Origin of the sequence: Bradyrhizobium sp. 1200_D9_N1_1, from assembly GCF_052075915.1 — a bacterium.
Classification (GTDB): domain Bacteria; phylum Pseudomonadota; class Alphaproteobacteria; order Rhizobiales; family Xanthobacteraceae; genus Bradyrhizobium; species Bradyrhizobium diazoefficiens.
In genome coordinates this window covers 548,992-574,845 of record NZ_CP197226.1, presented here as the reverse complement: position 1 = coordinate 574,845, position 25,854 = coordinate 548,992, and the positions used below count along the sequence as shown (strand labels likewise).

The window sequence follows — 25,854 nt, the reverse complement described above, 5'->3', positions numbered from 1 at the left end:
GCGTTGCTGGGTCTGACCAATGGAAGCGACCCCGGTTCACATGATGTGGCCAGGGGCGAACCGATCATCGGGGTGCGGCATTCCGCCTGCCACCTGCGACAACGTCTGCGGCAAGCGCCGGTTCCAGCAGGAACGGCCTCCAACGCCGTCCGTTTCCGAAGGAGCCGCAGGGAGTTGACGCATGGCTCACGTCAGAAAGACGACACATTCTCGCAAAACAGCTGCGCGCAGCAGGAAGACCAGCGTGCGCAAGAGCGCGAAACGCGCGACGCCGAAGCGCTGGTCGCAACGTGTGACCAAGGAGAGCGACGCGCTCGATCTCAAGCGCGGCGTATTCACGCTCACGAGTCCGAAGAAGATCGCAGCATCGCTGAAGCGCTCGGCCGAGCACAGTTCGCGCCGCAAGACCGGCGCCTATCGTTCGGCGCTGTCGATGCTGACGTTCTATATCAACCGTGCCGGCAAGACGCTGCCGAAAACACAGCGGGCGCGGCTGGAGCAGGCGAAGGTGGAATTGAAGCGGGCGTTTGGAAGGGAGTGAGACTTAGACGGCACAGCGAAAAACCAGCCGTCGTCCTGGACAAGCGAGCGGAGCGAGCGCTGATCCAGGACCGATTATCACAGGACGTGGTTTGGCGAAGACTTGCGGCTGGCTGCTCGCGCAACGACTGCTCCCTGGGATAATGGGTCCTGGCTTTCGCCAGGACGACAGCGGAGAGAGTGGCGCAGTCCGAGCCTTACGCCGCCCGGATATTCCCCATGAAGCGGTCGAGCTCGGCGCGGAGGCGGGTGCTTTCGGATGACAGGGTCTTGGCCGAATTCAGCACCTCTTCCGAAGCCGAGCCGGTCTCGGCGGCGCCGCGATTGACCTCGCCGATGTCGGTGGCTGCGGTCTGGGTGCCCTGGGCGACCGTCTGGACACTGCGCGCGATCTCCTGCGTCGCGGCGCCCTGCTGCTCGACCGCGCTCGCGATCGACGTCGAGATCGACGAGATCTGGCCGATGGTCGCGCCGATCTCCTTGATCGCGGCGACCGACTCGGCGGTGGCGCCCTGCATGCCCGTGATGTGGGAGGAAATCTCGTCGGTGGCCTTCGCCGTCTGGCTGGCCAGTGACTTCACTTCGCTGGCAACCACCGCAAAGCCGCGGCCGGCTTCACCGGCGCGCGCCGCCTCGATGGTGGCATTGAGCGCCAGCAGGTTGGTCTGCTCGGCGATTGCCGTGATGAGCTTGACCACTTCGCCGATCTGCTGGGCGGCATGCGAGAGCTTGCCGATGCGACCATCGGTCTCCTTGGCCTGCACCACGGCGGCCTCGGCAATGCGGCTGGAATCGCGCACCTGGCGACCGATCTCCTCGACCGAGGCCGAGAGCTCTTCCGTCGCGGTGGCGACCGACTGCATATTGCTGGAGGCCTGCTCGGAGACGCCGGCGACCTGGCTCGACAGGCTCTGCGTGGTCTCGGCGGTACGGGTCAGCGTGGACGCCGCCGATTCGAGCTGCACGGCCGAGGCCGAGACGTTGGAGACGATGGCGCCGACGGCGTTCTCGAAATCGTCGGCAAAGCGGATCAGCTCGGAGCGGCGGCTTGCGGCCTGCTCCCGGCTCTGGGCTTCGCTGGCGGCGGCATCGCGCTCGGCCTTGGCGACGGCCTGAACCTTGAACTCCTCGACCGCGCCGGCCATCTCGCCGATCTCGTCCTTGCGGCCGAGGCCCGGCAGCACGACGTCGAAATTGCCCGAGGCGAGTTCGCGCATCGCCTTGCACATCGCGATCATCGGACGCGAGATGCCGTTGCCGAGCATCAGGGCGAGCACGGCGCCGATGGCCAGGCCGCCCAGCGCCAGCATCAGCATCAGCCGTTCGGTCTCTCCGATCGTTGCATTGGCGCTGGCCTCGATGCGCTGCTGATCGGCGGTCAGGTCCGATCGCAGCTCACTCGAAAGCTTGAGGATGGACGCGGCCGTCTTGGTCATCTCGCCGTTCGACTTGACGATGACCTTCACGTTCTCGGTCAGCTTGGCAAAGGAGGTGCGGTACTGCTTCAGCAGGTTGCTGATCTCGGTGACGCGGTCGGTGATCTTCTGGTCGTTGGCATAGATCGAGACCAGCAGGGTCTCCAGGAACTTGATGCGGGCGATCACGCCGTCGGCGGTCTTCGGTTCGGGCTTGGCGACGAAGGCGCCGACAGAGGTGGAGACCGCAAGATATTGCGAGGTGACGTCCTTGGCCGTGGTCTGGACCGAGGCGAGCCCGGCGAGCGCCGCGGTATCGGCAAGGTCGTCAAACTTGAAGCGAATCTTGTTGCCGACGCTGTTGAGCTCATCGGCCGCGATCTTGTTGTTCTCGCGCGTCAGGGTGATGATCTCACCGAATACCTTCGTAAAGCGCTGGAACTCCGCCTCGAGCTTGCCGACCTGCTCGCGGCGCGCGGCGCCGGTCGTGGCGGACGTCGATTTGGCGATCGCCGCTTTCAGATTCTCTTCGGCCGCCTTGGCCGCGGTCTCGTCGTCTGTCGCCCCGGTCAGCGTATAGGCCCGCGCCAGCCCCTGATAGGCGATCAGCTCGCGGTCGACGGTTCGCGCGAGATCCGCTTCCGCCACGCTGGTCCGGTAGGAGGCCACGGCGGCCTGGATCCGCTCGAAGCCGAAATAGGCGAAAGCCATGCTGACCGCGAGGATGGCCAGCACCGCCACGAAGCCGAGGATGATTTTTGCGCGAAAACGCAAGGTTGGCAGTTTCGATGTGTTCGGCTTGGATTTGACGGACATTCCCCCACCCCATTCCATTCGCGGAAAACCAGGCGCAGCCCGGAAGCAGCCCGCTTCCCGACTCGTGTGCACGGTAATTGGCAAAGGATAAGCGGCGGTAAATTTGCGGCGTCGCAACTTGCGGTTCGGTGACGCGGGCAAATGTCAAGGCGCGCTTTCTCGCGCCGCTACAAATTGAAGGCCGGCACCAATCTCCGCTGTCGTCCCGGACGAGCGAGCGCTGATCCAGACCCATTACCACAGGGCGTGGTTTGGCGATGACTCGTAGTTGCCGGTCTTTGCCCAGCTGGCTCTCGGGGTAATGGGTCCTGGCTTTCGCCAGGACGACGGTGGAGAGAGGGGAGAAGTCCGAGCCTTACGCCGCCCGGATATTTGCCATGAAGCGGTCGAGCTCGGCGCGAAGACGCGTGCTTTCGGATGACAGCGTCTTGGCCGAATTCAACACCTCCTCCGAAGCCGAGCCGGTCTCGGCGGCGCCGCGGTTGACCTGGCCAATGTCGGTGGCGGCGGCGTGGGTGCCCTGGGCGACCGTCTGGACACTGCGCGCGATCTCTTGCGTCGCGGCGCCCTGCTGCTCGACCGCGCTCGCGATCGACGTCGAGATCGACGAGATCTGGCCGATGGTGGCGCCGATCTCCTTGATCGCGGCAACCGACTCGGCTGTGGCGCCCTGCATGCCCGTGATGTGGGAGGAAATCTCGTCGGTTGCTTTCGCCGTCTGGCTGGCCAGCGACTTCACTTCGCTCGCGACCACCGCAAAGCCGCGGCCGGCTTCACCGGCGCGCGCCGCCTCGATGGTCGCATTGAGCGCCAGCAGGTTGGTCTGCTCGGCGATCGCGGTGATGAGCTTGACGACCTCGCCGATCTGCTGGGCGGCATGCGAGAGCTTGCCGATGCGGCCGTCGGTCTCCTTGGCCTGCACCACCGCAGCTTCCGCAATGCGGCTGGAATCGCGCACCTGGCGGCCGATCTCCTCGACCGAGGCCGAGAGCTCTTCCGTCGCGGTGGCGACCGACTGCATGTTGCTGGAGGCCTGCTCCGAGACGCCGGCGACCTGGCTCGACAGGCTCTGCGTGGTCTCGGCGGTGCGGGTCAGCGTGGACGCGGCCGATTCGAGCTGCACGGCCGAAGCCGAGACGTTGGAGACGATGGCGCCGACGGCGCTCTCGAAGTCGTCGGCAAAGCGGATCAGCTCGGAGCGGCGGGCGGTGGCCAGTTCCTTGTTCTGGGCTTCGCTGGCAGCGGCATCGCGCTCGGCCTTGGCGACGGCCTGAACCTTGAACTCCTCGACCGCGCCGGCCATCTCGCCGATCTCGTCCTTGCGGCCGAGGCCCGGCAGCACGACGTCGAAATTGCCCGAGGCGAGTTCGCGCATCGCCTTGCACATCGCGATCATCGGACGCGAGATGCCGGTGCCGAGCAGGAAGGCGAGGATCGCACCTAACAGCGTGCCGCCGACGGCCAGCATCAGCACCAGTTGCTCGGTCTGCCCGATGGTCGCTTCCGATTCCGTATCCAGCCGCTGCTGCTCGGCGACGAGGTCCGCCTTCATTGCGGTCGCGCCTTGCAGGATCGCACCAGCCGAGCCGCTCATCTCGGTCACGAGCTCATCGACCATCTTGGCGTTGGCGATCAGCTTCTCCAGCGCGTCGCGATAGGCCGCGAGCAGCACCTTCGCATCCTTCAAGCCGGCGACGATCTTGTCGTCCATGGAATAGACCGCGCCCAGCGAGTTCTCGACGAACTTCAGTCGCGCCAGCGCGCTTGTCGCCACCGCCTGGTCGGAGTTGAGGATGAAATTGCTCGCGGCCGAACTCGCAGTCTGGAACTGGGCATTGACCTGCTTGGTGCCGAACTCGATCGCCTGCGCTTCTGCGTCGGAGGCGTTGTTGCCGATATCGTCGAGCTTGTACTTCAGGAGGTTGGCATTGCGCTGGAGCTGGTTCTGGACCAGCAGGGCGCTGTCGCGCTTGGCCTGCAGGATCTTTGCAAACGTCGCGGAGAAGTTCGAGAACTCCTTGGCGAGCTTGTTGAGACTCTCCTGCCGCGCCGGCCGCTTGGCGCCCTTGATCGCCTGGTCGATAGCGTTCTTCAGGCTGGCCTCGGCTTCCAGCGCCGCCTTGGCGTCATCTTCCTTGCCGGTGACGACGAAGTAGCGGGCGGACGAACGATAGGCGAGCAGCTCGCGGTCGATGTTGCGGGCGAGGTCGGCCTCCGAAACGCTGGTGCGGTAGGACCCGACCCCGGAGGAGACCCGCTCGAAGCCGAAATAGGCGAAAGCCATGCTGCCGGCGGAGATCACCAGCACTGCGGCAAAGCCCAGGATGATTTTGGCGCGGAACCTGAGGGTCGGAAATATGGTGCGCTTAGACGGCGACGCGATACGCCCGGACATTCCCACCCCCAACCTTATGTTCTTGCAACGATCACGCGGCCCGGAAGCAGCCCTTTCCGAACGCGTGCGGAAAATTAAGGCAGAAACGTCAAGGGGTGGTAAATCCGTCCGGCCTGCACCCCGGGTGGAGAGAGTTTCCGGCCCCTCGCGCGCGACCAGCCTTACCAACCCGTGGGGCGCCGTGTTGCGGCTAACCGGAAAACGCCTTATTCTTTGAAGACTTGTCGGGCACTTATCAGGCACTTGGCGTTAGACCAGGCTGGTCCTCGAGGGGAGAAACGGAGTGGGGCAAACCGATTTTCGGTTTGGCGGTGCGTCTGGCGTTGCCGTTGCCAAATCGAAGGCTGCGAGCGTCGATGAAGCCGTGGCCGAGCTCGCCGCCCAGCTCCCATCCGACGAGCTGGCGCTGATCCTGGTCTTCCTCTCGCCCAGCTACGACCCTCATCACTTCATCGCCGAGATCACCCGGCAATTCGACGAGACTCAGGTCTGCGGTTGCACGACCGCGGGCGAGCTCGCCCCTGACGGCTGGGACGAGAACAGCGTCGTGGCGCTGGCGTTCAGCCGTGCCGACTTCTCCGCCGCGGTGCGGCCCATTCTCAACCTCGACAGCTTCCGCGTCGAGGACGGCCGCAGGATCGGCGGCGAGCTCCGGCACGAGCTGTTGCGGATCACCCCGCAAGTCGATCGCGGCAATCCCTTCGGCCTGGTGTTGATCGACGGCCTGTGCCGCCGCGAGGAGGCGGTGATGTCCGCGATCTATGCCTCGCTCGACGACATCCCGGTCGTCGGCGGGTCCGCAGGCGACGGGATGCGCTTCGAGAAGACCTGGGTGTTCTGCGACGGCAAGGCACACACCAACGCCGCCCTCCTGATCCTGTTGAACACCTCCCTGCCGTTCCGGGCTTTCAAGTGCGACAATTTCGAGCCGAGCCCGCAGAAGATGGTGGTCACCGAAGCCGACATCGAAAATCGAACGGTCAGGGAGCTGAACGCGGAGCCCGCGGCCGAGGAATATTCGCGCATGGTCGGGATCCTGGACGCCAAGCTCGATCCGTTCTCCTTCGCGTCCCACCCCGTGCTGGTGCGCGTCGGCGGCGCCTATTACGCGCGGTCGATCCAGCGCGTCGAGCCGGACGGATCCTTACATTTCTTCTGCGCCATCGACGAGGGCATGGTGCTGACGGCGGCGACGTCGCGCAGCCTGGTCGGCTCGACCCGCGACACCTTCGCCGAGATCCGGGACCAGATCGGAGACGTCTCGCTCTATATCGGCTTCGAGTGCCTGCTTCGCCGGCTCGACGCCGAGCAGCATCAGCTCGCCCGCGACATGTCCGACCTGTACCGGCAGAACCGGGTCGTCGGTTTTCATACCTATGGCGAGCAGTTCGGCTCCATGCATGTGAACCAGACCTTCACCGGCGTTGCGATCGGAAGGCGCCCGTCGTGACGGACATATTGCAGGGCCCTGATGCGGTCGACCAGCTGCGGCGCGAGGCGGTGAAGCTGAAGAAGATCAATGCCGCGCTGATGTCGCGCGTCGAACGCTCGATGGACCAGCAGCTCAACGCCTTTTCATTGTTCGAAACCGCCATTGCGCTCGACCACAAGGTTCGCGACCGGACTCATCAGCTGCGCGAGGCGCTGCATTCGGTCGAGCGCGCCAATGAAGGGCTCTACCGCGCCAAGCAGCAGGCCGAAGCCGCAAGCTCGCTGAAATCATCGGTGCTGATCTCGGTGACCCACGACCTGTTGCAGCCGCTGAACGCGGCGCGCCTGACGCTGTCGGCGCTGACCGAGATGATGGAATCGCAGGAGGCGGGCCTGCTGATCGACCAGGCCGACCGCTCGCTGCTGATGCTGGAGGATTTGCTGCGGTCGCTGCTGGAGATCGCAAAGCTCGACGCCGGCGCGCTCAAGCCCGACGTGCGCGCGATTGCGCTGGCGCCCCTGTTCGAACAGCTCCGCAACGAATTCGAGCCGGTCGCGGCGCGGCAGGGTCTTTCCCTGCGCATCCGCACCTCGCCGCGCGCCGTGAGGTCGGATGCGATGATGCTGCGGCGGATCCTGCAGAACCTGCTTGCCAATGCCATCCGCTATACCCGCAACGGCGGCGTCGTCATGGGATGCCGGCTGAGGGGCGACCACATCTGCATCCAGGTCTCCGACACCGGGCCTGGGATTGCACAGGCGCAGCAGCAGGCAATCTTCCGCGAATTCCAGCGCGGCGAGGCGACCGCGACCGACCAGGCCGGCTTCGGGCTCGGCCTCTCCATCGTCCGCCGTTTCGCAACCGTGCTCGGGCACGAGGTGCGGCTGTCGTCGCAGGTCGGCCGGGGATCGACCTTCACCCTGGAGCTGGAGCCCGCCGACCTCGCCGAGGTCAGCGACGAGGTGCACGAGGTCAAGCTCGCCGAGCGGCGCTATAGCGGGCTCGAAGGCGCCAAGATCCTGCTGATCGAGAACGACCCGAACGGCTCGGAGGCGATGGCCGCGCTGCTGGAAGGATGGGGCTGCGACGTCGCGACCACGCGCTCGGCCGCGGATGCGCTGCTGCGCCTCAGCGAGCTCGGCGGCGCACCCGATGCCGTGATCGCCGACCTCCATCTCGATCACGGCGAGAGCGGCTTGTCGGCCATCGCCGACGTCCGCCAGCATCTGAAGCTCGACACGCCGGCCATGATCATCACGGCCGACTACTCCGAAAAGGCCGCGAAGGACGCGAGCCGCCACGGCCTCGAAGTGCTGAAGAAGCCGATCAAGCCCGCCGAGATGCGGGCGCTGCTGTCGTTCCTGCTGAGCTAGCCCGCGCGGATGGCCTTCGCCCCCCGCCTGCGGGGCAAGCGCGCATGGCTCCCAACAAAAATGGCGAAAACAACCCCATGCACAGTAGCGGTAATATCTTACATCCATTCAAGGCAATGATTTACAATCGAAATCAGAAACAGAGCGCTCTCAATCTGGAGGGCAAACCAGGCGCGGATCGCCTCACTGCTGGTCCGGCCGTGGTCGCTCGCGCTCGGCCGCGGTGCCCCCGCCTGCCAGCGTCGCGAAATCGATCCTGGACATTTCGACGATGGCCTTGGTGCGGCTGATCACGTTGAGCTTGCGCAGGATGTCGGAGACGTGGACCTTCACCGTGGTCTCCGAGATCTTGAGCTCAAAGGCGATCTGCTTGTTTTGCAGGCCGCGCTTGAGCATTTCGAGCACGCGCAATTGCTGCGGCGTCAGCTCGTGCAGGCGCTTCAGGAGATCCTGCGCGGGGCCGGCCGCGCGCTGCGGGCGGACCTGCCCGCGATACGCGGCGGGAACACAGACCGCGCCGCGCAGCACCTCGCCGATCGATTGCGCCAGATCCTGCTTGGACGACGATTTGAGGATGTAGCCGGACACGCCGAGCGACAATGCGCCGGAGATGATCTGCCGATCCTGATATCCGGATACGATGACGACGGGAATTTTGGGGAACGCCTTGCGGATGCGGATGATGCCCGAAAGACCCGTGGTGCCCGGCATCGACAGATCGAGCAGGATCAGGTCGAGCTCGGTGGTCGCCGCCACCTGCTCCAGCGCGCCGTCGATCGAGGTCGCCTGAAGAATATCGGCCGCGGGCGCCACCATCCGGAGCGCGCCCTCGAGCGCCTCGCGAAACAGCGGATGGTCCTCGACGATCAGAAATCGCATCACGTATGAGCCATTCTGAAGACCTTGCCCAAGATGCCGCCGGGGCCGACGTTGAATTGCACATGCTGAGAATGGCTCAGCAGGGCGGCGCCGGCTTGATCCAGGTCAAGGACGACAGCGCGCGTCATTGCGGCCTGCCACGATCGACCCGTGCATGAGGCCGGCTGCGCGGATCGGGCAGCTCCATCTTGCCGATCTCGATGATCGCCTTGTTGCGGCTGAACAGGCCGAGCTTGCGCAGGATCTCGGTGATATGCGCCTTCACCGTGGATTCGGCGAGCTGAAGCTCCTGGGCGATCTGCCGGTTCGGATAGCCGCGACGCAGGAGGTCGAGCACGCGAAGCTGCTGCGGCGTGAGCTCGCGCAGCTTGACCTCGAGCGCCTTGCTGGCATCGGCCCGCCGCCGCGGCGTCGCCACGAAATCCTTCGGCACCGACACCGATCCGCTCAGCACACCCTCGATCGATTGCGCCAGCTCACGCTTCGACGTCGACTTGGGCAGATAGCCGGCGGCGCCCAGCGCCAACGCCTCGCGGACGACGTGCTGATCCTCCTCGCTCGACACGATAGCGACGGGCAGGCGCGGATAGGCCTCGCGCAAGCGCAGGAAGCCGGAGAAGCCGGTCGCATCCGGCAGCGAGAGGTCGAGCAGCGCGAGGTCGATGCCCTCCCCGGCCGACAGGATATGCAGGGCATCCCCGATCGACATCGCTTCGAAGATCCGCGCCTCCGGCAAGGCCAGCCGCACCGCATTGCCGAGCGCCTCGCGAAACAGCGGATGATCGTCGATGATCAGGAAGCTGGTCATGGGGCCTTCCCAACACTGCACCGCACCCGCATCGACCGCAGCAGCGGAAGCGGCACATCCATGCGATAGCCGTCCGGCGCCGGGATGATGCCGGACGGACGCTACCACATCCTCCCGATCGCGTTCGGTCAAGATCGTTCAGTCGTTCGATTCGGACTGGACCGTCAGCAGGAAGGAAAAGATGTGGTCGAACTGCTCGTCGGTGAAGACCTCTTTCCAGGCCGGCATGCCCTTGGTCGGCCGTCCCTCATGCACGGTCGTCCAGAACTTCTCGCGCATCTCGTCGCCGTAGCGGTGACGCAGCAGCCGCAGGTCGATCTTCCGCTCGCTCTGGATCGCGTCGGGGCCGTGGCAGTGCGCACAGGTTCCGTTGAAGATCTCCTTGCCCGAGCCGACGGCCTCGGCGGCCGGCGCGGCCGCGTCCCCCTTGGTCTCGGTCGCCACCACATTGGCGGTCTGCGTCACGCCGGGTCCGGTCCCGGTCGTCGTTCCCGCCGGCATCGCCTGGGTCGCACCGAAGCGCGCCGGCTGGCCGGTCGGCAGGCCATATTTCACCGCGAGCGCGCCGATCGTGCCCTGAAGCTGCGGCAGGACGGCATCGACGCGATCACGCAGCTCGGTGGACGTCTTCGCAAAGCCGATCGCCGCATCCCATGACAGGCCCTCACCCTCGGTGAGCTGGATCTGATAGCGATCGCCGTAGCTGGTCTTGTTCAGCCAGCCGGCGACCGGCCCCCAGATGAAGGCGACGTCGGCCTTGCCCTGATCGAGCGCCTGCATGCCTTGCTCGGGCGACAGCACCGTCACCTTCTGGATGTCGTCGCGGCTCGCGAGCAGATTCTGCGGCGTGCTGGCGAACTGCACGGCAACGCGCTTGCCCTTGAGGCCGTCGATGCCATCGAGCGCCTGCCCCTTGGCGGCCACGAGGGCATAGCCCTGCTTCGCGAACGCGTTGGAGAAGATCACGGCCGGTCCCATGAAATCCTCGGACCGCGGCAGCCCGATCATGGCGTCGCATTGCTTGCCGAGCAGGGTGACGCGCACGGTGCGCTTGCCGAAATAGGATTTGTACCAGTCATAGGCGATCGGCCGGCCGAGCGCCTGCGCCAGGGCCTGCCCGATCTCGACATAGAAGCCCGGTTGCGACGGACTATCGCTCGAGAATGGAAGATTGGTCGGATCGGCGCAGAGGCGGAGCGGCTGCGCCTCGTCTGCGCGCAGCGAGACCGGAACGATCAGCGCGGCACATGTGAGCAGGCCTGCGATGGCGCGATTTCGGCTCGCACCGATGCCAGAATGATTCGGACGCATCCTCGTCTCCCATAGCTTTGTTGAGCCGGAGCTCGTTGAGCCAAGCGCAGCGGCACCAGGCATCGGCCGATGCCGCAACCAAAGTCTGGAAAAAGCGCGCGCGTATCCCGCGGGGATACGCGCGCGAGTGGTCACTGGACGGAGAACACGAAGAGCGAACCGCCCTCGGGAGCTGCGGCCGTCATCTTCTTTCCTACCTCGCCCAGGAACGCAGGCAGCGCAGCCGTGCGGCCGACGACGATGGCGACATATTGCTTGCCGTCGACCTGGTAGGTCACCGGACCTGCGCCGATGCCGGAGCCGAGATTCCTGCTCCACAACACCTTGCCGGACTTCGCATCGATGGCGCGGAAATCGCCATGGATGTTGCCGGCAAACACGAGGCCACCGCCGGTGGTCAGCGTGCCGCCGTTGAACGGCAGGTCTTCCTTGATCGACCAGACCTTCTTCTGCGCGACCGGATCCCAGGCCACGAGCTCGCCGAGGAAACCGCCGGGGCCTTCCTTGGTCGGGAATTCGGCGCCGAGATAGAACACACCGCGCTTGTAGGCGACGTCGGAGACCGACCAGTCCATGCAGACATTGTTGGACGGGATGTAGACGAGGCCGGTCTGCGGGTTGAACGACATCGGCTGCCAGTTCTTGCCGCCGATCAGGTTCGGGCAGATGTCCTTGGCGGGATGGTTCGGCCCGGGACGCTTGTCGGGATCCTCGACCGCGCGCATCGTGGCGATGTCCCACTTCTTGGCCCAGTTGGAGAACACGTATTTCTCCGCCGAAAGCACCTTGCCGGTCTCGCGATTGGCGACGAAGAAGTAGCCGTTGCGATCCGCCTTCATCAGCGCCGGCACGGTGCTGCCGCCGATCTTCAGATCCGCGAGCACGGCTTCGTTGACGCCGTCATAGTCCCAGGCATCGGCCGGCGTGGTCTGGATGTGCCACTTGATCTTGCCGGTGTTGGGATCGAACGCCACCGTCGAGGCGGTGTAGAGGTTGGTCAGCTTGCCGAAATTGCCGTCGCCGGTCGAGCGTACCGCCGTGTTCCAGGGACCGGGATTGCTGGTACCCCAATAGACCGTGTCGGTCTTCGGATCGTAGGAGCCGACCAGCCAGGCCGCACCGCCGCCATGCTGGGCGGAGTCGCCCTTCCAGGTGTCGCCGCCGGGCTCATCCGGCGACGGAACGGTGTAGGTCTGCCACAGCTGCTTGCCGGTGTTGATGTCGAAGGCCTGGAGCGAGCCGCGCACGCCGTACTCGCCGCCGCCGAAACCGGTGATGACCTTGTCGCGCACGACGAGCGGCGGCGAGGTGATGACCGAACCCTGCTTGTAATCGACCACCTTCGCCGTCCAGAGCGCCTTGCCGGTCGCGGCATCGAGCGCCGTCAGCTTGCCGTCGAGGCGGCCGACGAAGATCTTGCCGTCGGCATAGGAGACGCCGCGATTGTTCACGTCGCAGCAGGCGTATTGCAGCACGTCCTCGGGAATATCGGGTTCGTAGGTCCATTTGCGCACGCCGGTGGCGGCATCGAGCGCGTAGACGTATTTCGGGCCCCAGGAGCTCGAAACGTAGAGCGTGTTACCGACGACGATCGGCGAGGATTCGTTCGAACGGAGCGAGGCGAGCGAGAACGAATAAGCGAGCGTCAGCTTGCCGGCGTTCTCGGTGTTGATCTGCTTCAGCGGGCTGAAGCGCGTGTTGCCGTAGTCGTGGCCGGCAACGGCCCACTGGCTCGAGTCGGATTGCGCCTTGAGCAGGGAGTCGTTGGCGCGAACGCCCGACGTAGCGGTAGCCAGCATCGCAACCATCGAGATGCCAGCCAAGAAGCCCTTCGTTCCAAAGGTCATGTATTCCCTCCACGATGTTGTTGTGCACGCCATGTTAGGCGCCTGAGCGCGCCGCGCCCGTGATGCGCAGTTCGTCTGCGAGCCATCGTTCGAAATTACAGCATCGCCTTGTCGCGCTTAGTATAGGCGGAAGGTAGTAGTGCAAATCATTGGCGGCTTTTGCCGCTCATCTCGTTGTCCGGGCTTGCGTCTTGCCCTTATTTTACAGCTCGAAAAGCGCCATCGGATTTGGGCAGCATCGCGCCGTAATCCGCTTCGTCCGCCCAATCAGCGCAGTAGGTTGGGCAAAGCAAAGCGTGCCCACCTCTTCTCTCGCAATCGTGGATTGGTTAAGTGGTGGGCACGGCGCAAGAGCGCCTTTGCCCACCCTACAAGTTCGCGTCAGGCGCCGAGGACGACGCGCTGATCACGATGATGGCGCTACCACAGCCGCGAAGCTTTCGAAGAAATTCGCGGCAAGCTTTCGCGACGTCGAGTCGATCAGCCGCGAGCCGAGCTGTGCGAGCTTGCCGCCGATCTGCGCGTCGGCCTCGTAGTGCAGGACGGTGACGCCAGGCGATTCTTCTTCCAGCCTGACCTTCGCGCCGCCCTTGGCAAAGCCGGCGACGCCGCCGGCGCCTTCGCCGACGATGCGGTAGCCGTTGGGCGCATCGATATCGGTCAGCGTCACCTTGCCGCTGAACGTCGCCTTCACCGGGCCGACCTTCAGCACCACGGTCGCAATCATCTCCGTCGGCGATGCCATCTCGAGCGATTGGCAGCCGGGAATGCAGCGCCTGAGAATATCGGGATCGTTGAGCGCGGCCCACACATTGGCTTTCGACGCTGGGATACGCTGACTGTCGTTCATCTGCATCGCTTCCACCCCTTTTGACCGTTGCTTGTATGGCACGACTAGGGCGGCGCCCGGCTGCGATCAATCGCCAGGAAGTACTAGGGGTGCTTTTTCTGGCGTCTCATTCACTCAATCCACTCTGCGGCCCGATGGATTCCGGGCTCCCTCGCTCCGCTCGGGCCCCGGAGTGACGGAATGGACTGTCCGGCGAGGAACGCCAAGGTCAACATCAATAGAATCAATGAGTTAGCCTGCCGCCGTCTACTACCAAGATCGCGATTACAACGGCGTGGGCGCGTGCTCCTATTCGCAACAACGAACACGACATCAAAGGGAGAAACGACGCGCCAAGGGCGCCGACATCCAGGGCCAGCGCCTCGCGCCGGCGGCTGAACCCAGCCGCCATCGACGAAGCGGAGATCGTTTTCGAAAGCTCCCTGCAAGGTCGCGCCACGCACTGGCGGCGGCACGGAACATCGTGGCCGAATCGCTGACCTGCGACAACCGCCATGATGACCTTTCCATGACGCGCAGTCCCCAAAATCCCAGTTGCAAAGTTCCGTTCGCGCTGTCTCTAATTGGAATAACTACAAACATTCGGGAGGACTTCACCGTGTCTACAGTCAAACTGACAGTGAACGGCAAGGCCGTTGCTGTCGACGTCGAGGATCGCACGCTGCTGGTCCATCTCCTGCGCGATCACCTCAACCTCACCGGCACCCATGTCGGCTGCGACACCAGCCAGTGCGGTGCCTGCGTCGTGCACATGGACGGCCGCGCGGTGAAATCCTGCACCATGCTGGCGGGACAGGCCGACGGCGCCAGCGTCACCACCATCGAAGGCATCGCCAAGGGCGACGAGCTGCATCCGATGCAGGCCGCCTTCCGCGACAATCACGGCCTGCAGTGCGGCTATTGCACGCCGGGCATGATCATGTCGGCGATCGACATCGTGCACCGCCATGGTGGCGAGCTCGACGAGGCCACCGTCCGCCAGGAGCTCGAAGGCAATATCTGCCGCTGCACCGGCTACCACAACATCGTCAAGGCCGTGCTGGATGCAGCCGGACGCATGAAGGTTGCGCAGGCGGCCGAGTAAGGCCGCCCGCCTCGAACAAAGACCACCACTTGCTGCTTTCGATGGAAAGCGCAGTCAAAATAATTCCGGTCGGGAGGACCAGACATGGGTGTTGAAGGCATCGGCGCGCGAGTCGTGCGCAAGGAAGACAAGCGTTTCATTACCGGCAAGGGCCGCTACGTCGACGACATCAAATTGGTGGGCATGACCCATGCCCATTTCATCAGAAGCCCGCACGCGCACGCCAAGGTCAAGAAGATCGACTCTTCCGCCGCGCTGAAGATGCCGGGCGTGGTCGCGGTGCTCACGGGGCAGCAGATCGTCGACGACAAGGTCGGCAACCTGATTTGCGGCTGGGCCATCACCTCCAAGGACGGCAGCCCGATGAAGATGGGCGCATGGCCGGCGATGGCGCCGGAGACGGTGCGCTTCGTCGGTCAGGCCGTCGCGGTCGTGATCGCCGACAGCAAGAACCTGGCGCGCGACGCGGCGGAAGCTGTCGTCGTCGATTACGAGGAACTTCCCGCGGTCGCCGACGTCCACGCCGCGATCAAGGCCGGCGCGCCGCAGCTTCATCCCGAGGCTCCCGGCAACCAGGTCTATGACTGGGTGATCGGCGACGAGGGCGCCACCGATGCGGCCTTCGCCAAGGCCGCCAATGTCGTGAAGCTCGACGTCACCAACAACCGCCTCGCGCCGAACGCGATGGAGCCGCGCGCGGCGATCGCCGATTACGACGCCGCGGAGGAGCATTTCACGCTCTACACGACGTCGCAGAACCCGCACGTCGCCCGCCTCGTGCTGTCGGCGTTCTACAACATCGCGCCCGAACACAAGCTGCGGGTGATCGCGCCCGACGTCGGCGGCGGCTTCGGCTCCAAGATCTTCATCTATCCGGAGGAGATGGTGGCGCTGTGGGCCTCGAAGAAGGTCGGCCGTCCCGTGAAATGGACCGGCGACCGCACCGAGGCCTTCCTCACCGACGCGCATGGCCGCGACCATGTGACCCATGCCGAGATGGCGTTCGATGCCAGCAACAAGATCACCGGCCTCAAGGTGAAGACCTACGCCAATTTCGGCGCCTACATGTCGCTGTTCTCCTCGTCGGTACCGACCTATCTCTACGCGACGCTGCTGTCGGGCCAGTACAACATCCCGGCGATCCATGCCGAGGTGATCGGGGTCTACACCAACACCACGCCGGTCGACGCCTATCGTGGCGCGGGCCGCCCCGAGGCGAGCTATTTGATCGAACGGCTGATGGAGACGGCGGCGCGGCAGTTGAAGGTCGATCCGGCCGCGCTGCGCCGGACCAACTTCATCACCCAGTTCCCGCACCAGACGCCCGTGATCATGGCCTATGACACCGGCGACTTTAACGCTTCGCTCGACGCCGCGATGAAGGCGATCGACTATGCCGGCTTCGCCGCGCGCAAGGCCAAGGCCAAGGCGGACGGCAAGCTGCGCGGCATCGGCGTGTCCTGCTACATCGAGGCCTGCGGCATCGCGCCGTCGAAGGCCGTCGGCAGCCTGGGGGCGGGCGTCGGCCTTTGGGAATCCGCCGAGGTGCGCGTCAACCCGGTCGGCACCATCGAGATCCTCACGGGCTCGCACAGCCACGGCCAGGGTCACGAGACGACGTTCTGCCAACTCGTCGCGGAGCGCCTGGGGGTTCCCATCAGCCAGGTCTCGATCGTTCATGGCGACACCGACAAGGTGCAGTTCGGCATGGGCACCTACGGCTCGCGCTCGGCGGCCGTCGGCCTCACCGCGATCCTGAAGGCCATGGAGAAGATGGAGTCCAAGGCCAAGAAGATCGCCGCGCACGCATTGGAAGCGTCGGAAGCCGACATCGTCATCGAGAACGGCGAGTTCAAGGTGACGGGCACCGACAAGGCGATCGCCTTCCCGATGGTCGCGCTCGCGGCCTACACCGCGCACAATCTGCCTGACGGGATGGAGCCCGGCCTGAAAGAAAGCGCCTTCTACGATCCGACCAACTTCACCTTCCCGGCCGGTACCTATATCTGCGAGCTTGAGGTCGATCCCGGCACCGGCAAGACCTCCTTCGTCAACTTCGTCGCGGCCGACGATTTCGGCCGGCTGATCAACCCGATGATCGTCGAGGGCCAGGTCCATGGCGGCTTGGTTCAAGGCATCGGACAGGCGCTGCTCGAGCACGCGATCTACGACGCCAACGGCCAGCCGGTCACGGCCTCGTTCATGGACTATGCCATGCCGCGCGCCGACGATGTGCCCTCGTTCAACCTCTCCCACACCACGACGCTGTGCCCGGGCAATCCGCTCGGCATCAAGGGTTGCGGTGAGGCCGGCGCGATCGGGGCGTCAGCGGCCGTGATCAACGCGATCACGGATGCGATCGGCAAGAACAATCTGGAAATGCCCGCAACCCCTGACCGGGTGTGGCGCACGATCCACGCGGCTTAACCGCCTCATCATCGTCATTCCGGGGCGACGCGAAGCGTCGAACCCGGAATCTGGAGCCACGAATTCAACCTCGAGATTCCGGGTCTGCGCCTGCGGCGCATCCCGGAATGACAGAGAAAAGATTTCAGGAGCAACCAAGATGTACCAGACAACCTATCATCGCGCCTCCTCGGTCGACGAAGCCGCCAGCCTGTTCGGCAAGAGCAGCGAGGCGAAATTCCTGTCCGGCGGCCAGACGCTGCTGCCGGTGATGAAGCAGCGCCTCGCCAGCCCGTCCGACGTGATCGACCTCGGCAAGATCAAGGACATGATCGGCATCGAGGCCGCCGGCGACACGCTGACCATCAAGGCCGCCACGCCGCATTACGACGTGGCGACCAGCGATGCCGCGAAGAAGGCGATCCCCGCGCTCGCCTATCTCGCGTCGCTGATCGGCGACCCCGCCGTGCGCTACCGCGGCACGATCGGCGGCTCGCTCGCCAACAACGACCCTGCCGCGGATTATCCGGCCGCGACGCTGGCGCTCGGTGCCACCGTGAAGACCAACAAGCGTTCGATCTCGGCGGAGGATTTCTTCAAGGGCCTGTTTACGACGGCGCTCGAGGACGGCGAGATCATCACCGCCGTGTCGTTCCCGGTTCCGGGGAAAGCGGGCTACGCGAAATTCCCGCATCCGGCCTCGCGCTTTGCGCTGACCGGCGTGTTCGTCGCGCAGACGAAGTCGGGCGATGTCCGCGTTGCCGCCACGGGCGCCTCGCAGAGCGGCGTGGTGCGCATTCCCGCCATCGAAGCCGCGCTCAAGGCCAACTGGTCGCCGTCGGCGATCGACAGCGTGACTATTTCGGCGAGCGGACTTCTGTCCGACATCCACGGCACGTCGGAGTATCGTGCGAACCTCATCAAGGTGATGGCGCAGCGTGCGGTGGCCGCCGCAGGCTGACGATCCCGCTCTAGCGACTGAACGCAAATTTTCCGCGGCGCGCAGAAATGCGCGCCGCTTTTATTATGCGCCCATGCATGAAAACCGCTTGCCTCGCTGGCGGGAAGGCGAGAAAAGTTAATCAGCCGATTAACTCGCCCCCAAGAGCAACGTGAGGCGTTTGCCGGACCACCGGCACTTGCCCGCGACCCGAGGAAACAACAACGTGCTCGACAAATCAGCCCCCACCTCGTCCGTCCGCGCCTCCGGCCCGCTCTCGGGCTTCCGCATCGTCGAATTCGCCGGCATCGGGCCCGGCCCGTTCGCCTGCATGATGCTGGCCGACATGGGCGCCGACGTCGTCACGCTCGACCGGGTCGGCGCCAAGAAGAGCATGAAGTCGGTGGCGGGCCGCGGCCGCAAGGTGATCGAGCTCGACCTCAAGGACAAGGCGGCGATCGCACAGGTGCTCGACCTGCTTGCGAGCGCCGATGCGCTGGTCGAAGGTTTTCGTCCCGGCGTGATGGAGCGGCTCGGACTGGGCCCCGAAATGGTGCTCGCGCGCAACCCAAAGCTCGTCTACGGCCGCATGACCGGCTGGGGCCAGGAAGGCCCGCTCGCGAATGCCGCCGGCCACGACATCAACTACATCTCCATCACCGGCGCGCTCGCCGCGATCGGCCCGAAGGAGGCGCCGGTGCCGCCGCTCAACCTGGTCGGCGATTTCGGCGGCGGTGCGCTCTACCTCGTCGTCGGCGTGCTCGCGGCCCTGCTCGAAGCATCGAGGTCCGGCAAGGGCCAGGTGGTCGATGCCGCGATGTGCGACGGCGCGGCATCGCTGATGTCGTTCTTCTTCGACATGACCACGATCGGCCGCTGGACCGAAGGGCGCAACCAGAACTTCCTCGACGGCGGCGCGCATTTCTACGGCGTCTACGAATGCGCCTGCGGCCATTTCGTCTCGATCGGCTCGATCGAGCCGCAGTTCTACGCGCTGCTGCGCCAGCACGCGGGCCTGACCGACGCCGATTTCGACGCGCAGATGGACCGCAAGGCCTGGCCGGCGCTGAAGGAAAAGCTGAAAGCCGTGTTCAAGAGCAAGACGCGCGAGGACTGGTGCAAGATCATGGAAGGCACCGACATCTGCTTCGCGCCGGTGCTGACCATGTCGGAGGCCACGCAACATCCGCACATGGTCGCCCGACAGGTGTTCGTCGAGCGCCACGGCGTGAAACAACCTGCGCCCGCACCAAGGTTCTCACGGACGCCATCAGCGGTGCGCGAGCCGGAGGGCGCGGAGATCGCGGCGGTGACGAAGGCGTGGCAGGCGGCGAAATAATCTCCGCCGTCGCAACACGCTCCGCTGTCGTCCCGGACAAGCGCAGCTCTCGACAACGCGTAGCGTTGCCTAGAGCGGAGCGCTGATCCGGGATCCATAACCACAGGCCGTTGTGGTTACGGGACTCGGAGTTACCGCTTTCGCGCCGCAACTCCTCCCTGCGGCTATGGGTCCCGGATCGGCGCTTGCGCTTGTCCGGGACGACACCTGTTATGAGGCGGCAAATGCAGGCAATAGCGACGAGCTACGCCGCATCATCCACCTTCAACACCCCACGCCGGATCTGGTCCTCCTCGATCGACTCGAACAGGGCCTTGAAGTTGCCCTCGCCAAAGCCGTCGTCGCCCTTGCGCTGGATGAACTCGAAGAAGATCGGGCCGATCGCGTTGGCCGAGAAGATCTGCAGCAGCACCTTGGTCTGGCCGCCGTCCACCACGCCTTCGCCGTCGATCAGGATGCCGTTCTTCTGAAGCCGTGCGATGTCCTCGCCATGCTTCGGCAGGCGCGCGTCGATCCGCTCGAAATAGGTCTCGGGCGGCGAGGGCATGAAGGGCAGGCCGGCTTCGCGCAGGCCTTCGATGGTCTGGTGGATGTCGCGGCAGCCGCAGGCGATGTGCTGGATGCCTTCGCCGCGATAGATCTTCAGATATTCCTCGATCTGGCCGGAATCGCCGGCGTCCTCGTTGATCGGAATCCGGATCTTGCCGTCGGGGCTGGTCAGCGCGCGCGAGAACAGGCCGGAGGCACGGCCCTCGATGTCGAAGAAGCGGATCTGGCGGAAGTTGAACAGCCTTTCGTAGAAGCCGGTCCAGACATCCATGCGGCCGCGATGGACGTTGTGGGTGAGGTGGTCGAGATAGAACAGGCCGGCACCGACCGGCTTGGGATCGCGCGCGCCCAGCCACTCGTACTCGGAATCATAGGCCGAGCCCTTGGCGCCGTAGCGATCGACGAAATAGAGCAGGCTGCCGCCGATGCCCTTGATCGCGGGCACGTCGAGCGCCTTCTGCGCGGATGACACGTTGGCGGGCTCGGCGCCGAGCGCAATCGCGCGGTCGTAGGCCGCCTTCGCATCGACGACGCGAAACGCCATCGACGGCGCACAGGGACCGTGCGCGGCAACGAAATCGTAGCCGTGGGTGCCGGGCTCCTCGTTGACGAGATAGTTGATGTCGCCCTGGCGATAGACCGTGATCGCCTTGGTCTTGTGGCGCGCGACGGGCACATAGCCCATCAGCTTGAACAGCGCGTGCAGCTGTTCCGGATTGGGATGCGCATATTCGACGAACTCGAAGCCGTCGGTGCCCATCGGATTGTCGGCGCTGATCGTGGCCGGCGGTGCATCGTGCGGAAACGGACCCATGCTGCTCTCCCAAATGGCTGCTGGCAGGAACTATCCTTCATGGGACGCGCAAGGGGCGTGCAAACGGGACGACATTTGACTATCATATGCACGATCCGTGCATCAAATGGACAAAGCCCGCATGATTTCGGTGGACGCCTTCGACCTCAGGATTCTCGGCGCGCTCCAGGACGACGGCCGCCTCACCAACCAGGAGCTTGCGGAGCTCGCAGGTCTCTCGGCCTCGCAATGCTCGCGGCGGCGGATGCGGCTGGAGGAGGAGAAGGTGATCGCGGGCTATCACGCCGATCTCTCCAGCGAGGCGCTCGGCTTCGGCGTGATCGCCTTCATCCAGGTGGGGCTCGCGACCCACTCGCCGGACAATTCCAAGCGCTTCCGCGCGCTGGTGAACCGCATCGACGAGATCCAGGAGGCCTACTCGCTGACGGGCGATGCCGATTACGTGCTGAAAGCCGTGCTGCGCGACCTGAAGGGCCTCTCCAACCTCGTCAACGACGTGTTGATGCCGCACCAGAGCGTGGCGCATGTGCGCTCCTCGATCGTGCTGGACCGGCTGAAGGAAAGCTCGAAGCTGCCGCTGAAGGAGCTGAAGGCTGGCTGAAATCGAGGGAACTACGGCATTCGCGCGTCACGCGCCGTCTGCGATGATCCGGCCGATCCGGAGATTCGACCATGGCCCTCCAGCTTCGACCGAACTGCGAATATTGCGACCGCGACCTGCCGCCTGACGCAACGGATGCGCGGATCTGCTCCTATGAATGCACGTTCTGTGCGGACTGCGTCGAGACCAAGCTCTCCAACGTCTGCCCGAATTGCGGCGGCGGCTTTGCGCCGCGCCCGATCCGCCCCACGCAGGAATGGCGGCCGGGCGTGTGCACGACCAGGCAGGCGCCGTCGGACAAGCGGGTGCATCTGAAATACAGCGTGGAGGATGTCGCGGCACATTGCGCGCGGATACGCGACGTGCCGCCGGAGAGGCGTTGAATTTCCAACTCGTCGTTCCGGGGCGCGCGAAGCGCGAACCCGGAACCTCGAGATTCCGGGTTCGATGCTTCGCATCGCCCCGGAATGACGACCATCTCACTCCGCCGGCAAAATCGTCCCCTCGACCTGGCCGAACCCGACGCGATAGCCGGCGCCCTGGCACCAGCCGCGCATGACGAGGCTGTCGCCGTCCTCCAGGAACGAGCGCTTGATGCCGCCGGGGAGTTCGACCGGCTCGGTGCCGTTCCAGCTGATCTCGAGCAGGCTGCCGCGCTGGTTCTTCTCCGGGCCGGAGATGGTGCCGCTCCCTAAGAGATCTCCGACATTCATGGCGCAGCCAGAGGAGGCGTGGTGCATGAGCTGCTGCACCGAGGACCAGTACATGTACTTGAAATTGGTGCGGCTGATGCTGGTGGGCGCGTTGGCGCCGCCGGGCCGCAGCGAGACGTCGAGCTCGATGCTGTAATTCTGCGGCTTGGCCTGCTTGAGATAATCGAGCGGCACCGGCTCCTGCTCCGGCCCCTTCAGCCGGAACGGCTCCAGCGCCTCGCGCGTCACCACCCACGGGCTGATCGAGGTCGCAAACGCCTTTGCCAGGAACGGACCGAGCGGCACGTACTCCCATTGCTGGATGTCGCGCGCGCTCCAGTCGTTGAGCAGCACGAAGCCGAAGATCATCTCTTCGGCCTGTTGCTCGGTGAGCATGCCGCCCATGGCTGAGGGCTGGCCGACCACCACGCCCATCTCCAACTCGAAATCGAGCCGCTTGCAGGGACCAAAGCTCGGCACGTCGACATTCGGCGGCTTCAACTGCCCGCGCGGGCGCTTCACGTTGGTACCTGACACCACGACCGTGGACGCGCGGCCGTTATAGGCGATCGGCATATGCAGCCAGTTCGGCTGCAACGCATTGTCCTTGCCGCGGAACATCACGCCGACATTGGTGGCGTGCTCCCTGGACGAATAGAAATCGGTGTAGCCGGAGACCGCGAACGGCATGTGCAGCTTGGCGTCGCGCATCGGCACCAGGGCCTGCTTGCGCAGCTCCTCATTGTCGCGCAGCTCCGGATGATCCGCGCGCAGGAGCTCGCTGATCCGCGCCCGCGTCCTTGCCCAGACCTTCGGCCCCAGCGCCATGAACGGATTGAGCGAGGCGCCCGAGAACACGCCGAGCGCGCCGACATCGAGACGCGAGTCCTGCTCGAGCTCCCAGAGATCGAGCACGTAATTGCCGATCGCGACGCCAACCCGCGGCGTCGGGCTGGCCGCGGTCGAGAACACGCCATAGGGCAGGTTCTGGATCGGGAAGTCGGAGGCCGGATCGACGTCGATGAAGGAGCGGAGGCTGGGATCGTTGGGGTGGGGCATTGGTTTCCTGCCGGATGTTCTGAAACGGTTTCTCCGCCGTCATTCCGGAGCGCGAGCCCGGAATCCATAACCACGATCGTGAGTATGGATTCCGGGCCTGCGCCTCTGGCGCATCCCGGAATGACGAAGTCACTACGGCCTGTTCGGATCGAACCGCTTCTCCAGGCCCTTCCAGCAATCGGCGTAATCGTCCTGGAGCGTGGACGCGTTCGCGGCATGCGCGGTGACGCGCTGCGGGTAGCGGGTCTCGAACATGAAGGCCATGGTGCCGGTCAGCTTCACCGGCTTCAATTCGCCGTTGCTGGCGTGCTCGAAGGCATCACGATCCGGGCCGTGCGGCAGCATGCAATTGTGCAGGCTCATGCCGCCGGGGACGAAGCCCTGCGGCTTGGCGTCGTAGACGCCGTAGATCAGGCCCATGAACTCGCTCATGATGTTCATGTGGTACCACGGCGGCCGGAAGGTGTTGTCGGCGACCATCCAGCGCTCCGGGAAGATCACGAAATCGATGTTCGCGGTGCCCGCGGTCTCCGACGGCGAGGTCAGCACGGTGAAGATCGACGGATCGGGATGGTCGAAGCCGATCGCGCCGACCGGAGAGAAGGTGCGCAGATCGTATTTATAGGGCGCGTAATTGCCGTGCCAGGCGACGACGTCGATCGGCGAATGCGGCAAGGTGGTCTTGAACAGCGACCCGCCCCATTTCACGAACAACTCGGTCGGCGTGTCCTTGTCCTCGTAGTTCGCGACCGGCGTCAGGAAGTCGCGCGCATTGGCGAGGCAGTTGGCGCCGATCGGCCCGCGCTCCGGCAGCGTGAAGGCGCCGCCGTAGTTCTCGCAGAGATAACCGCGCGCCGGCCCGTTCGGAATCTCGACGCGGAATTTTACGCCGCGCGGGATCACCACGATCTCGCCGGGCTCGGCGTCGATGCGGCCGAACTCGGTGACGAGGCGCAGGTTCCCCTGCTGGAGCACGAACATCAGCTCGCCGTCGGCATTGTAGAAATGCTGGTCCACCATCGACTTGGTGATGAGATAGACATGCGCGGCCATGCCGGCCTGCGTATTGACGTCGCCGGCCGTCGTCATGGTCTGCACGCCCTGAACGAAGGTCACCTCCTCCTTCGGCACCGGCGTCGGGTCCCAGCGCATCTGGGCGATGGGCAGATCGTATTCATGGCACGGCGCCGAGCGCCACAGGCCCGCATCGGCCTTCTCGAAGCGCCCCGAATGCTTCACCGAGGGACGGATGCGGTAGAGCCAGGAGCGCTCATTGGTGCCGCGCGGCGCGGTGAAGGGCGAACCCGAGAGCTGCTCGGCATAGAGCCCGTAGGCGCAGCGCTGCGGCGAGTTGCGCCCGATCGGCAGCGCGCCAGGCAGGGCTTCCGTCTCAAAGCTGTTCCCGAAGCCGGACATGTAGCCCGGCGTGACCTGGGCCGAGCTTCGGATGATCTGATCGGGCGAGGTATTGATGTTCATGACTATCCTCCTCCTTGCAAGGCAGCCCACATCTCCTGATCGCGCTTGTCGGTCCAGATCACGGGATCGTCGATCCCCGACGCTTCGTCATAGGCGCGCGACACGTTGAACGGCAGGCAGTGCTCGTAGATGGCGAAGCTGTGGAATTTCGGATCCATCACCTCGCGCGTCGCCGCCATCGATTCCTTCAGCGTGCGTCCTTTGGCGACCGAGATTTCGGCGGCGCCATAGAGCGAGGTGACGAAGTCGCGCGTCATCGCGATGGCCTCGCGCACGGTGGCTGCGCCCTTCAGCGCATCGCCGCGGCCCGGCGCAATCGCCTTGGGATTGAAGTTGCGGATCTCGTTCAGCGTCAGCGGCCATTCGCGCAAATGCGCATCGCCGCAATAGCAGGCCGAGTGATATTCGATGAGGTCGCCGGAGAACATCACTTCGGCATCCGGCACCCAGGCGACGATGTCGCCCGAGGTGTGGCCGGCACCGAGCTGCATCAAGCGCACCTCGCGCTTGCCGAGATAGATCGACATCTCGCCTTCGAAGGTCAGCGTCGGCCAGGTCAGGCCGGGAATGCTTTGCGCGTCCTGGAACAGGCGCGGGAAGCGGCCGTATTCGGAATCCCAATCCTGCTTGCCGCGCTCCTCGATGAGACGATAGGTCTCCTGCGAGGCGACGATACCTTGCGCCTTGTAGGCGGAGGCCCCCAGCACGCGCACGGCGTGATAGTGCGACAGCACGACATATTTGATCGGCTTGTCGGTGACGGTACGGACGCGCTCGATCACCTTGTTCGCCATCGCGGGCGTTGCCTGCGCGTCGAACACGAGGCAGCCGTCGTCGCCGACGATCACGGCCGTGTTCGGATCGCCCTCCGCGGTAAAAGCATAGAGATCGGCGCCGATCTCGGAGAAGGTGATCTTCTTCTCGGCGAGATCGCCGGTGGACGCGAAGTTCTTCGCCATCAATTCATCCTTAGGTCACAGGGTTATTGTTGTTGCTGTTGTTGCTGTTGTTGCTGCTGCTGGCCGTCGATCATGCGGCGCTTGGCGAGCCCGATCGCTTCCCGCAGCACATCGATGTCGCCGATATGGTTGGCGAGGATCAGCACCAATGCCGCGTCGAAATCGGCGCTCTGCTCCTCCGTGAGGCCGCGATGCGCCTCGACGATGGCGCGAAAGGCGTCGTCCGGGCGTGCGAAGTTGGAACTGGTGGACAGCGGCATACCAAA

22 protein-coding genes are annotated in these 25,854 nt (G+C 64.7%); 9 read left to right on the top strand and 13 right to left on the bottom strand.

Going from position 1 to position 25,854, the window contains the following annotated elements; translation table 11 throughout:
- The first annotated feature begins 181 nt into the window (after nucleotides 1-181).
- Nucleotides 182-541 (top strand): DUF3175 domain-containing protein, encoded by a 360-nt coding sequence (locus tag AB5K84_RS02710; RefSeq protein WP_011083157.1) that lies wholly within the window; start codon nucleotides 182-184, stop codon nucleotides 539-541.
- 196 nt (nucleotides 542-737) lie between these two features.
- Here AB5K84_RS02710 and AB5K84_RS02705 read toward each other — a convergent pair whose 3' ends face one another.
- On the bottom strand, nucleotides 738-2,771 hold the full coding sequence (locus AB5K84_RS02705; protein WP_039186345.1) for a methyl-accepting chemotaxis protein: 2,034 nt from the start codon (nucleotides 2,769-2,771) through the stop codon (nucleotides 738-740).
- A 355-nt stretch (nucleotides 2,772-3,126) separates the two neighbouring features.
- Nucleotides 3,127-5,166: a methyl-accepting chemotaxis protein gene (locus AB5K84_RS02700; RefSeq protein ID WP_063921594.1), complete on the bottom strand. Its 2,040-nt coding sequence runs from the start codon at nucleotides 5,164-5,166 to the stop codon at nucleotides 3,127-3,129.
- 283 nt (nucleotides 5,167-5,449) lie between these two features.
- Between AB5K84_RS02700 and AB5K84_RS02695 the strand changes: the two genes are divergently transcribed.
- Both AB5K84_RS02695 and AB5K84_RS02690 read left to right on the top strand, forming a co-directional pair.
- On the top strand, nucleotides 5,450-6,616 hold the full coding sequence (locus AB5K84_RS02695) for an FIST N-terminal domain-containing protein (protein ID WP_011083160.1): 1,167 nt from the start codon (nucleotides 5,450-5,452) through the stop codon (nucleotides 6,614-6,616).
- Nucleotides 6,613-7,971 carry a hybrid sensor histidine kinase/response regulator gene (locus AB5K84_RS02690; RefSeq protein WP_011083161.1) on the top strand — a complete coding sequence of 453 codons (1,359 nt, stop codon included), beginning with the start codon at nucleotides 6,613-6,615 and terminating at the stop codon, nucleotides 7,969-7,971. The genes AB5K84_RS02695 and AB5K84_RS02690 overlap by 4 nt, the downstream gene beginning before the upstream one ends.
- Nucleotides 7,972-8,154: 183 nt before the next feature.
- Here the strand turns inward: AB5K84_RS02690 and AB5K84_RS02685 are convergent, their stop codons facing one another.
- From AB5K84_RS02685 to AB5K84_RS02660, 6 genes are all read right to left on the bottom strand, one after another.
- Nucleotides 8,155-8,850 carry a response regulator gene (locus tag AB5K84_RS02685; RefSeq protein WP_049832585.1) on the bottom strand — a complete coding sequence of 232 codons (696 nt, stop codon included), beginning with the start codon at nucleotides 8,848-8,850 and terminating at the stop codon, nucleotides 8,155-8,157.
- Complete coding sequence (locus tag AB5K84_RS02680) at nucleotides 8,850-8,978, bottom strand: hypothetical protein (RefSeq protein WP_271556299.1); 129 nt, start codon at nucleotides 8,976-8,978, stop codon at nucleotides 8,850-8,852. The genes AB5K84_RS02685 and AB5K84_RS02680 overlap by 1 nt, the downstream gene beginning before the upstream one ends.
- Complete coding sequence (locus tag AB5K84_RS02675) at nucleotides 8,975-9,658, bottom strand: response regulator transcription factor (RefSeq protein WP_011083163.1); 684 nt, start codon at nucleotides 9,656-9,658, stop codon at nucleotides 8,975-8,977. The genes AB5K84_RS02680 and AB5K84_RS02675 overlap by 4 nt, the downstream gene beginning before the upstream one ends.
- 138 nt (nucleotides 9,659-9,796) lie before the next feature.
- A complete protein-coding gene (locus AB5K84_RS02670) occupies nucleotides 9,797-10,969 on the bottom strand; it encodes a c-type cytochrome (RefSeq protein ID WP_038967450.1) in 1,173 nt (390 codons plus the stop codon).
- A 131-nt stretch (nucleotides 10,970-11,100) separates the two neighbouring features.
- Entirely contained in the window at nucleotides 11,101-12,816 is a 1,716-nt protein-coding gene (locus AB5K84_RS02665) for a PQQ-dependent methanol/ethanol family dehydrogenase (RefSeq protein ID WP_038967449.1), read from the bottom strand.
- A gap of 406 nt (nucleotides 12,817-13,222) precedes the next feature.
- Nucleotides 13,223-13,672, bottom strand: a complete 450-nt coding sequence (locus AB5K84_RS02660) for an SRPBCC family protein (protein ID WP_028175650.1) — start codon at nucleotides 13,670-13,672, stop codon at nucleotides 13,223-13,225.
- Between the two features lie 592 nt (nucleotides 13,673-14,264).
- Here AB5K84_RS02660 and AB5K84_RS02655 point away from each other — a divergent pair.
- The 4 genes from AB5K84_RS02655 (at nucleotide 14,265) to AB5K84_RS02640 (ending at nucleotide 19,435) form a co-directional block, all read left to right on the top strand.
- Complete coding sequence (locus AB5K84_RS02655; RefSeq protein WP_028175651.1) at nucleotides 14,265-14,750, top strand: (2Fe-2S)-binding protein; 486 nt, start codon at nucleotides 14,265-14,267, stop codon at nucleotides 14,748-14,750.
- Nucleotides 14,751-14,834: 84 nt separating this feature from the next.
- Complete coding sequence (locus AB5K84_RS02650; protein WP_011083168.1) at nucleotides 14,835-17,177, top strand: xanthine dehydrogenase family protein molybdopterin-binding subunit; 2,343 nt, start codon at nucleotides 14,835-14,837, stop codon at nucleotides 17,175-17,177.
- 139 nt (nucleotides 17,178-17,316) lie between these two features.
- Entirely contained in the window at nucleotides 17,317-18,117 is an 801-nt protein-coding gene (locus tag AB5K84_RS02645) for an FAD binding domain-containing protein (RefSeq protein WP_011083169.1), read from the top strand.
- Between the two features lie 205 nt (nucleotides 18,118-18,322).
- The gene (locus tag AB5K84_RS02640; RefSeq protein WP_038967455.1) at nucleotides 18,323-19,435 is read left to right on the top strand and encodes a CaiB/BaiF CoA transferase family protein; all 1,113 of its coding nucleotides are present in this window, start codon (nucleotides 18,323-18,325) and stop codon (nucleotides 19,433-19,435) included.
- A 244-nt stretch (nucleotides 19,436-19,679) separates the two neighbouring features.
- Here AB5K84_RS02640 and hppD read toward each other — a convergent pair whose 3' ends face one another.
- Complete coding sequence (gene hppD, locus AB5K84_RS02635; protein WP_011083171.1) at nucleotides 19,680-20,798, bottom strand: 4-hydroxyphenylpyruvate dioxygenase; 1,119 nt, start codon at nucleotides 20,796-20,798, stop codon at nucleotides 19,680-19,682.
- 121 nt (nucleotides 20,799-20,919) lie between these two features.
- Here hppD and AB5K84_RS02630 point away from each other — a divergent pair, with 121 nt between their 5' ends.
- On the top strand, nucleotides 20,920-21,399 hold the full coding sequence (locus AB5K84_RS02630) for an Lrp/AsnC family transcriptional regulator (RefSeq protein WP_038967454.1): 480 nt from the start codon (nucleotides 20,920-20,922) through the stop codon (nucleotides 21,397-21,399).
- A 71-nt stretch (nucleotides 21,400-21,470) separates the two neighbouring features.
- A complete protein-coding gene (locus tag AB5K84_RS02625; protein WP_011083173.1) occupies nucleotides 21,471-21,782 on the top strand; it encodes a DUF1272 domain-containing protein in 312 nt (103 codons plus the stop codon).
- A gap of 96 nt (nucleotides 21,783-21,878) precedes the next feature.
- Here AB5K84_RS02625 and fahA read toward each other — a convergent pair whose 3' ends face one another.
- The 4 genes from fahA to AB5K84_RS02605 form a co-directional block, all read right to left on the bottom strand.
- Nucleotides 21,879-23,150 carry a fumarylacetoacetase gene (gene fahA / locus AB5K84_RS02620; RefSeq protein ID WP_011083174.1) on the bottom strand — a complete coding sequence of 424 codons (1,272 nt, stop codon included), beginning with the start codon at nucleotides 23,148-23,150 and terminating at the stop codon, nucleotides 21,879-21,881.
- 132 nt (nucleotides 23,151-23,282) lie between these two features.
- Complete coding sequence (gene hmgA, locus AB5K84_RS02615; protein ID WP_038967448.1) at nucleotides 23,283-24,629, bottom strand: homogentisate 1,2-dioxygenase; 1,347 nt, start codon at nucleotides 24,627-24,629, stop codon at nucleotides 23,283-23,285.
- Between the two features lie 2 nt (nucleotides 24,630-24,631).
- A complete protein-coding gene (locus AB5K84_RS02610) occupies nucleotides 24,632-25,588 on the bottom strand; it encodes an MBL fold metallo-hydrolase (RefSeq protein ID WP_011083176.1) in 957 nt (318 codons plus the stop codon).
- Between the two features lie 23 nt (nucleotides 25,589-25,611).
- The gene (locus AB5K84_RS02605; protein WP_011083177.1) at nucleotides 25,612-25,848 is read right to left on the bottom strand and encodes a DUF2783 domain-containing protein; all 237 of its coding nucleotides are present in this window, start codon (nucleotides 25,846-25,848) and stop codon (nucleotides 25,612-25,614) included.
- Between the last annotated feature and the right edge of the window lie 6 nt (nucleotides 25,849-25,854).

What these genes read in the sequence shown, in the direction of transcription:
- AB5K84_RS02705 (WP_039186345.1), bottom strand. Translation starts at nt 2,771, where the DNA reads ATGTCCGTCAAATCCAAGCCGAACACATCGAAACTGCCAACCTTGCGT.
- AB5K84_RS02625 (WP_011083173.1), top strand. Translation starts at nt 21,471, where the DNA reads ATGGCCCTCCAGCTTCGACCGAACTGCGAATATTGCGACCGCGACCTG.
- AB5K84_RS02650 (WP_011083168.1), top strand. Translation starts at nt 14,835, where the DNA reads ATGGGTGTTGAAGGCATCGGCGCGCGAGTCGTGCGCAAGGAAGACAAG.
- AB5K84_RS02710 (WP_011083157.1), top strand. Translation starts at nt 182, where the DNA reads ATGGCTCACGTCAGAAAGACGACACATTCTCGCAAAACAGCTGCGCGC.
- AB5K84_RS02605 (WP_011083177.1), bottom strand. Translation starts at nt 25,848, where the DNA reads ATGCCGCTGTCCACCAGTTCCAACTTCGCACGCCCGGACGACGCCTTT.
- AB5K84_RS02685 (WP_049832585.1), bottom strand. Translation starts at nt 8,850, where the DNA reads ATGCGATTTCTGATCGTCGAGGACCATCCGCTGTTTCGCGAGGCGCTC.
- AB5K84_RS02675 (WP_011083163.1), bottom strand. Translation starts at nt 9,658, where the DNA reads ATGACCAGCTTCCTGATCATCGACGATCATCCGCTGTTTCGCGAGGCG.
- AB5K84_RS02660 (WP_028175650.1), bottom strand. Translation starts at nt 13,672, where the DNA reads ATGCAGATGAACGACAGTCAGCGTATCCCAGCGTCGAAAGCCAATGTG.
- hmgA (WP_038967448.1), bottom strand. Translation starts at nt 24,629, where the DNA reads ATGAACATCAATACCTCGCCCGATCAGATCATCCGAAGCTCGGCCCAG.
- AB5K84_RS02680 (WP_271556299.1), bottom strand. Translation starts at nt 8,978, where the DNA reads ATGACGCGCGCTGTCGTCCTTGACCTGGATCAAGCCGGCGCCGCCCTG.
- AB5K84_RS02665 (WP_038967449.1), bottom strand. Translation starts at nt 12,816, where the DNA reads ATGACCTTTGGAACGAAGGGCTTCTTGGCTGGCATCTCGATGGTTGCG.
- AB5K84_RS02610 (WP_011083176.1), bottom strand. Translation starts at nt 25,588, where the DNA reads ATGGCGAAGAACTTCGCGTCCACCGGCGATCTCGCCGAGAAGAAGATC.
- AB5K84_RS02670 (WP_038967450.1), bottom strand. Translation starts at nt 10,969, where the DNA reads ATGCGTCCGAATCATTCTGGCATCGGTGCGAGCCGAAATCGCGCCATC.
- AB5K84_RS02700 (WP_063921594.1), bottom strand. Translation starts at nt 5,166, where the DNA reads ATGTCCGGGCGTATCGCGTCGCCGTCTAAGCGCACCATATTTCCGACC.
- AB5K84_RS02630 (WP_038967454.1), top strand. Translation starts at nt 20,920, where the DNA reads ATGATTTCGGTGGACGCCTTCGACCTCAGGATTCTCGGCGCGCTCCAG.
- fahA (WP_011083174.1), bottom strand. Translation starts at nt 23,150, where the DNA reads ATGCCCCACCCCAACGATCCCAGCCTCCGCTCCTTCATCGACGTCGAT.
- hppD (WP_011083171.1), bottom strand. Translation starts at nt 20,798, where the DNA reads ATGGGTCCGTTTCCGCACGATGCACCGCCGGCCACGATCAGCGCCGAC.
- AB5K84_RS02645 (WP_011083169.1), top strand. Translation starts at nt 17,317, where the DNA reads ATGTACCAGACAACCTATCATCGCGCCTCCTCGGTCGACGAAGCCGCC.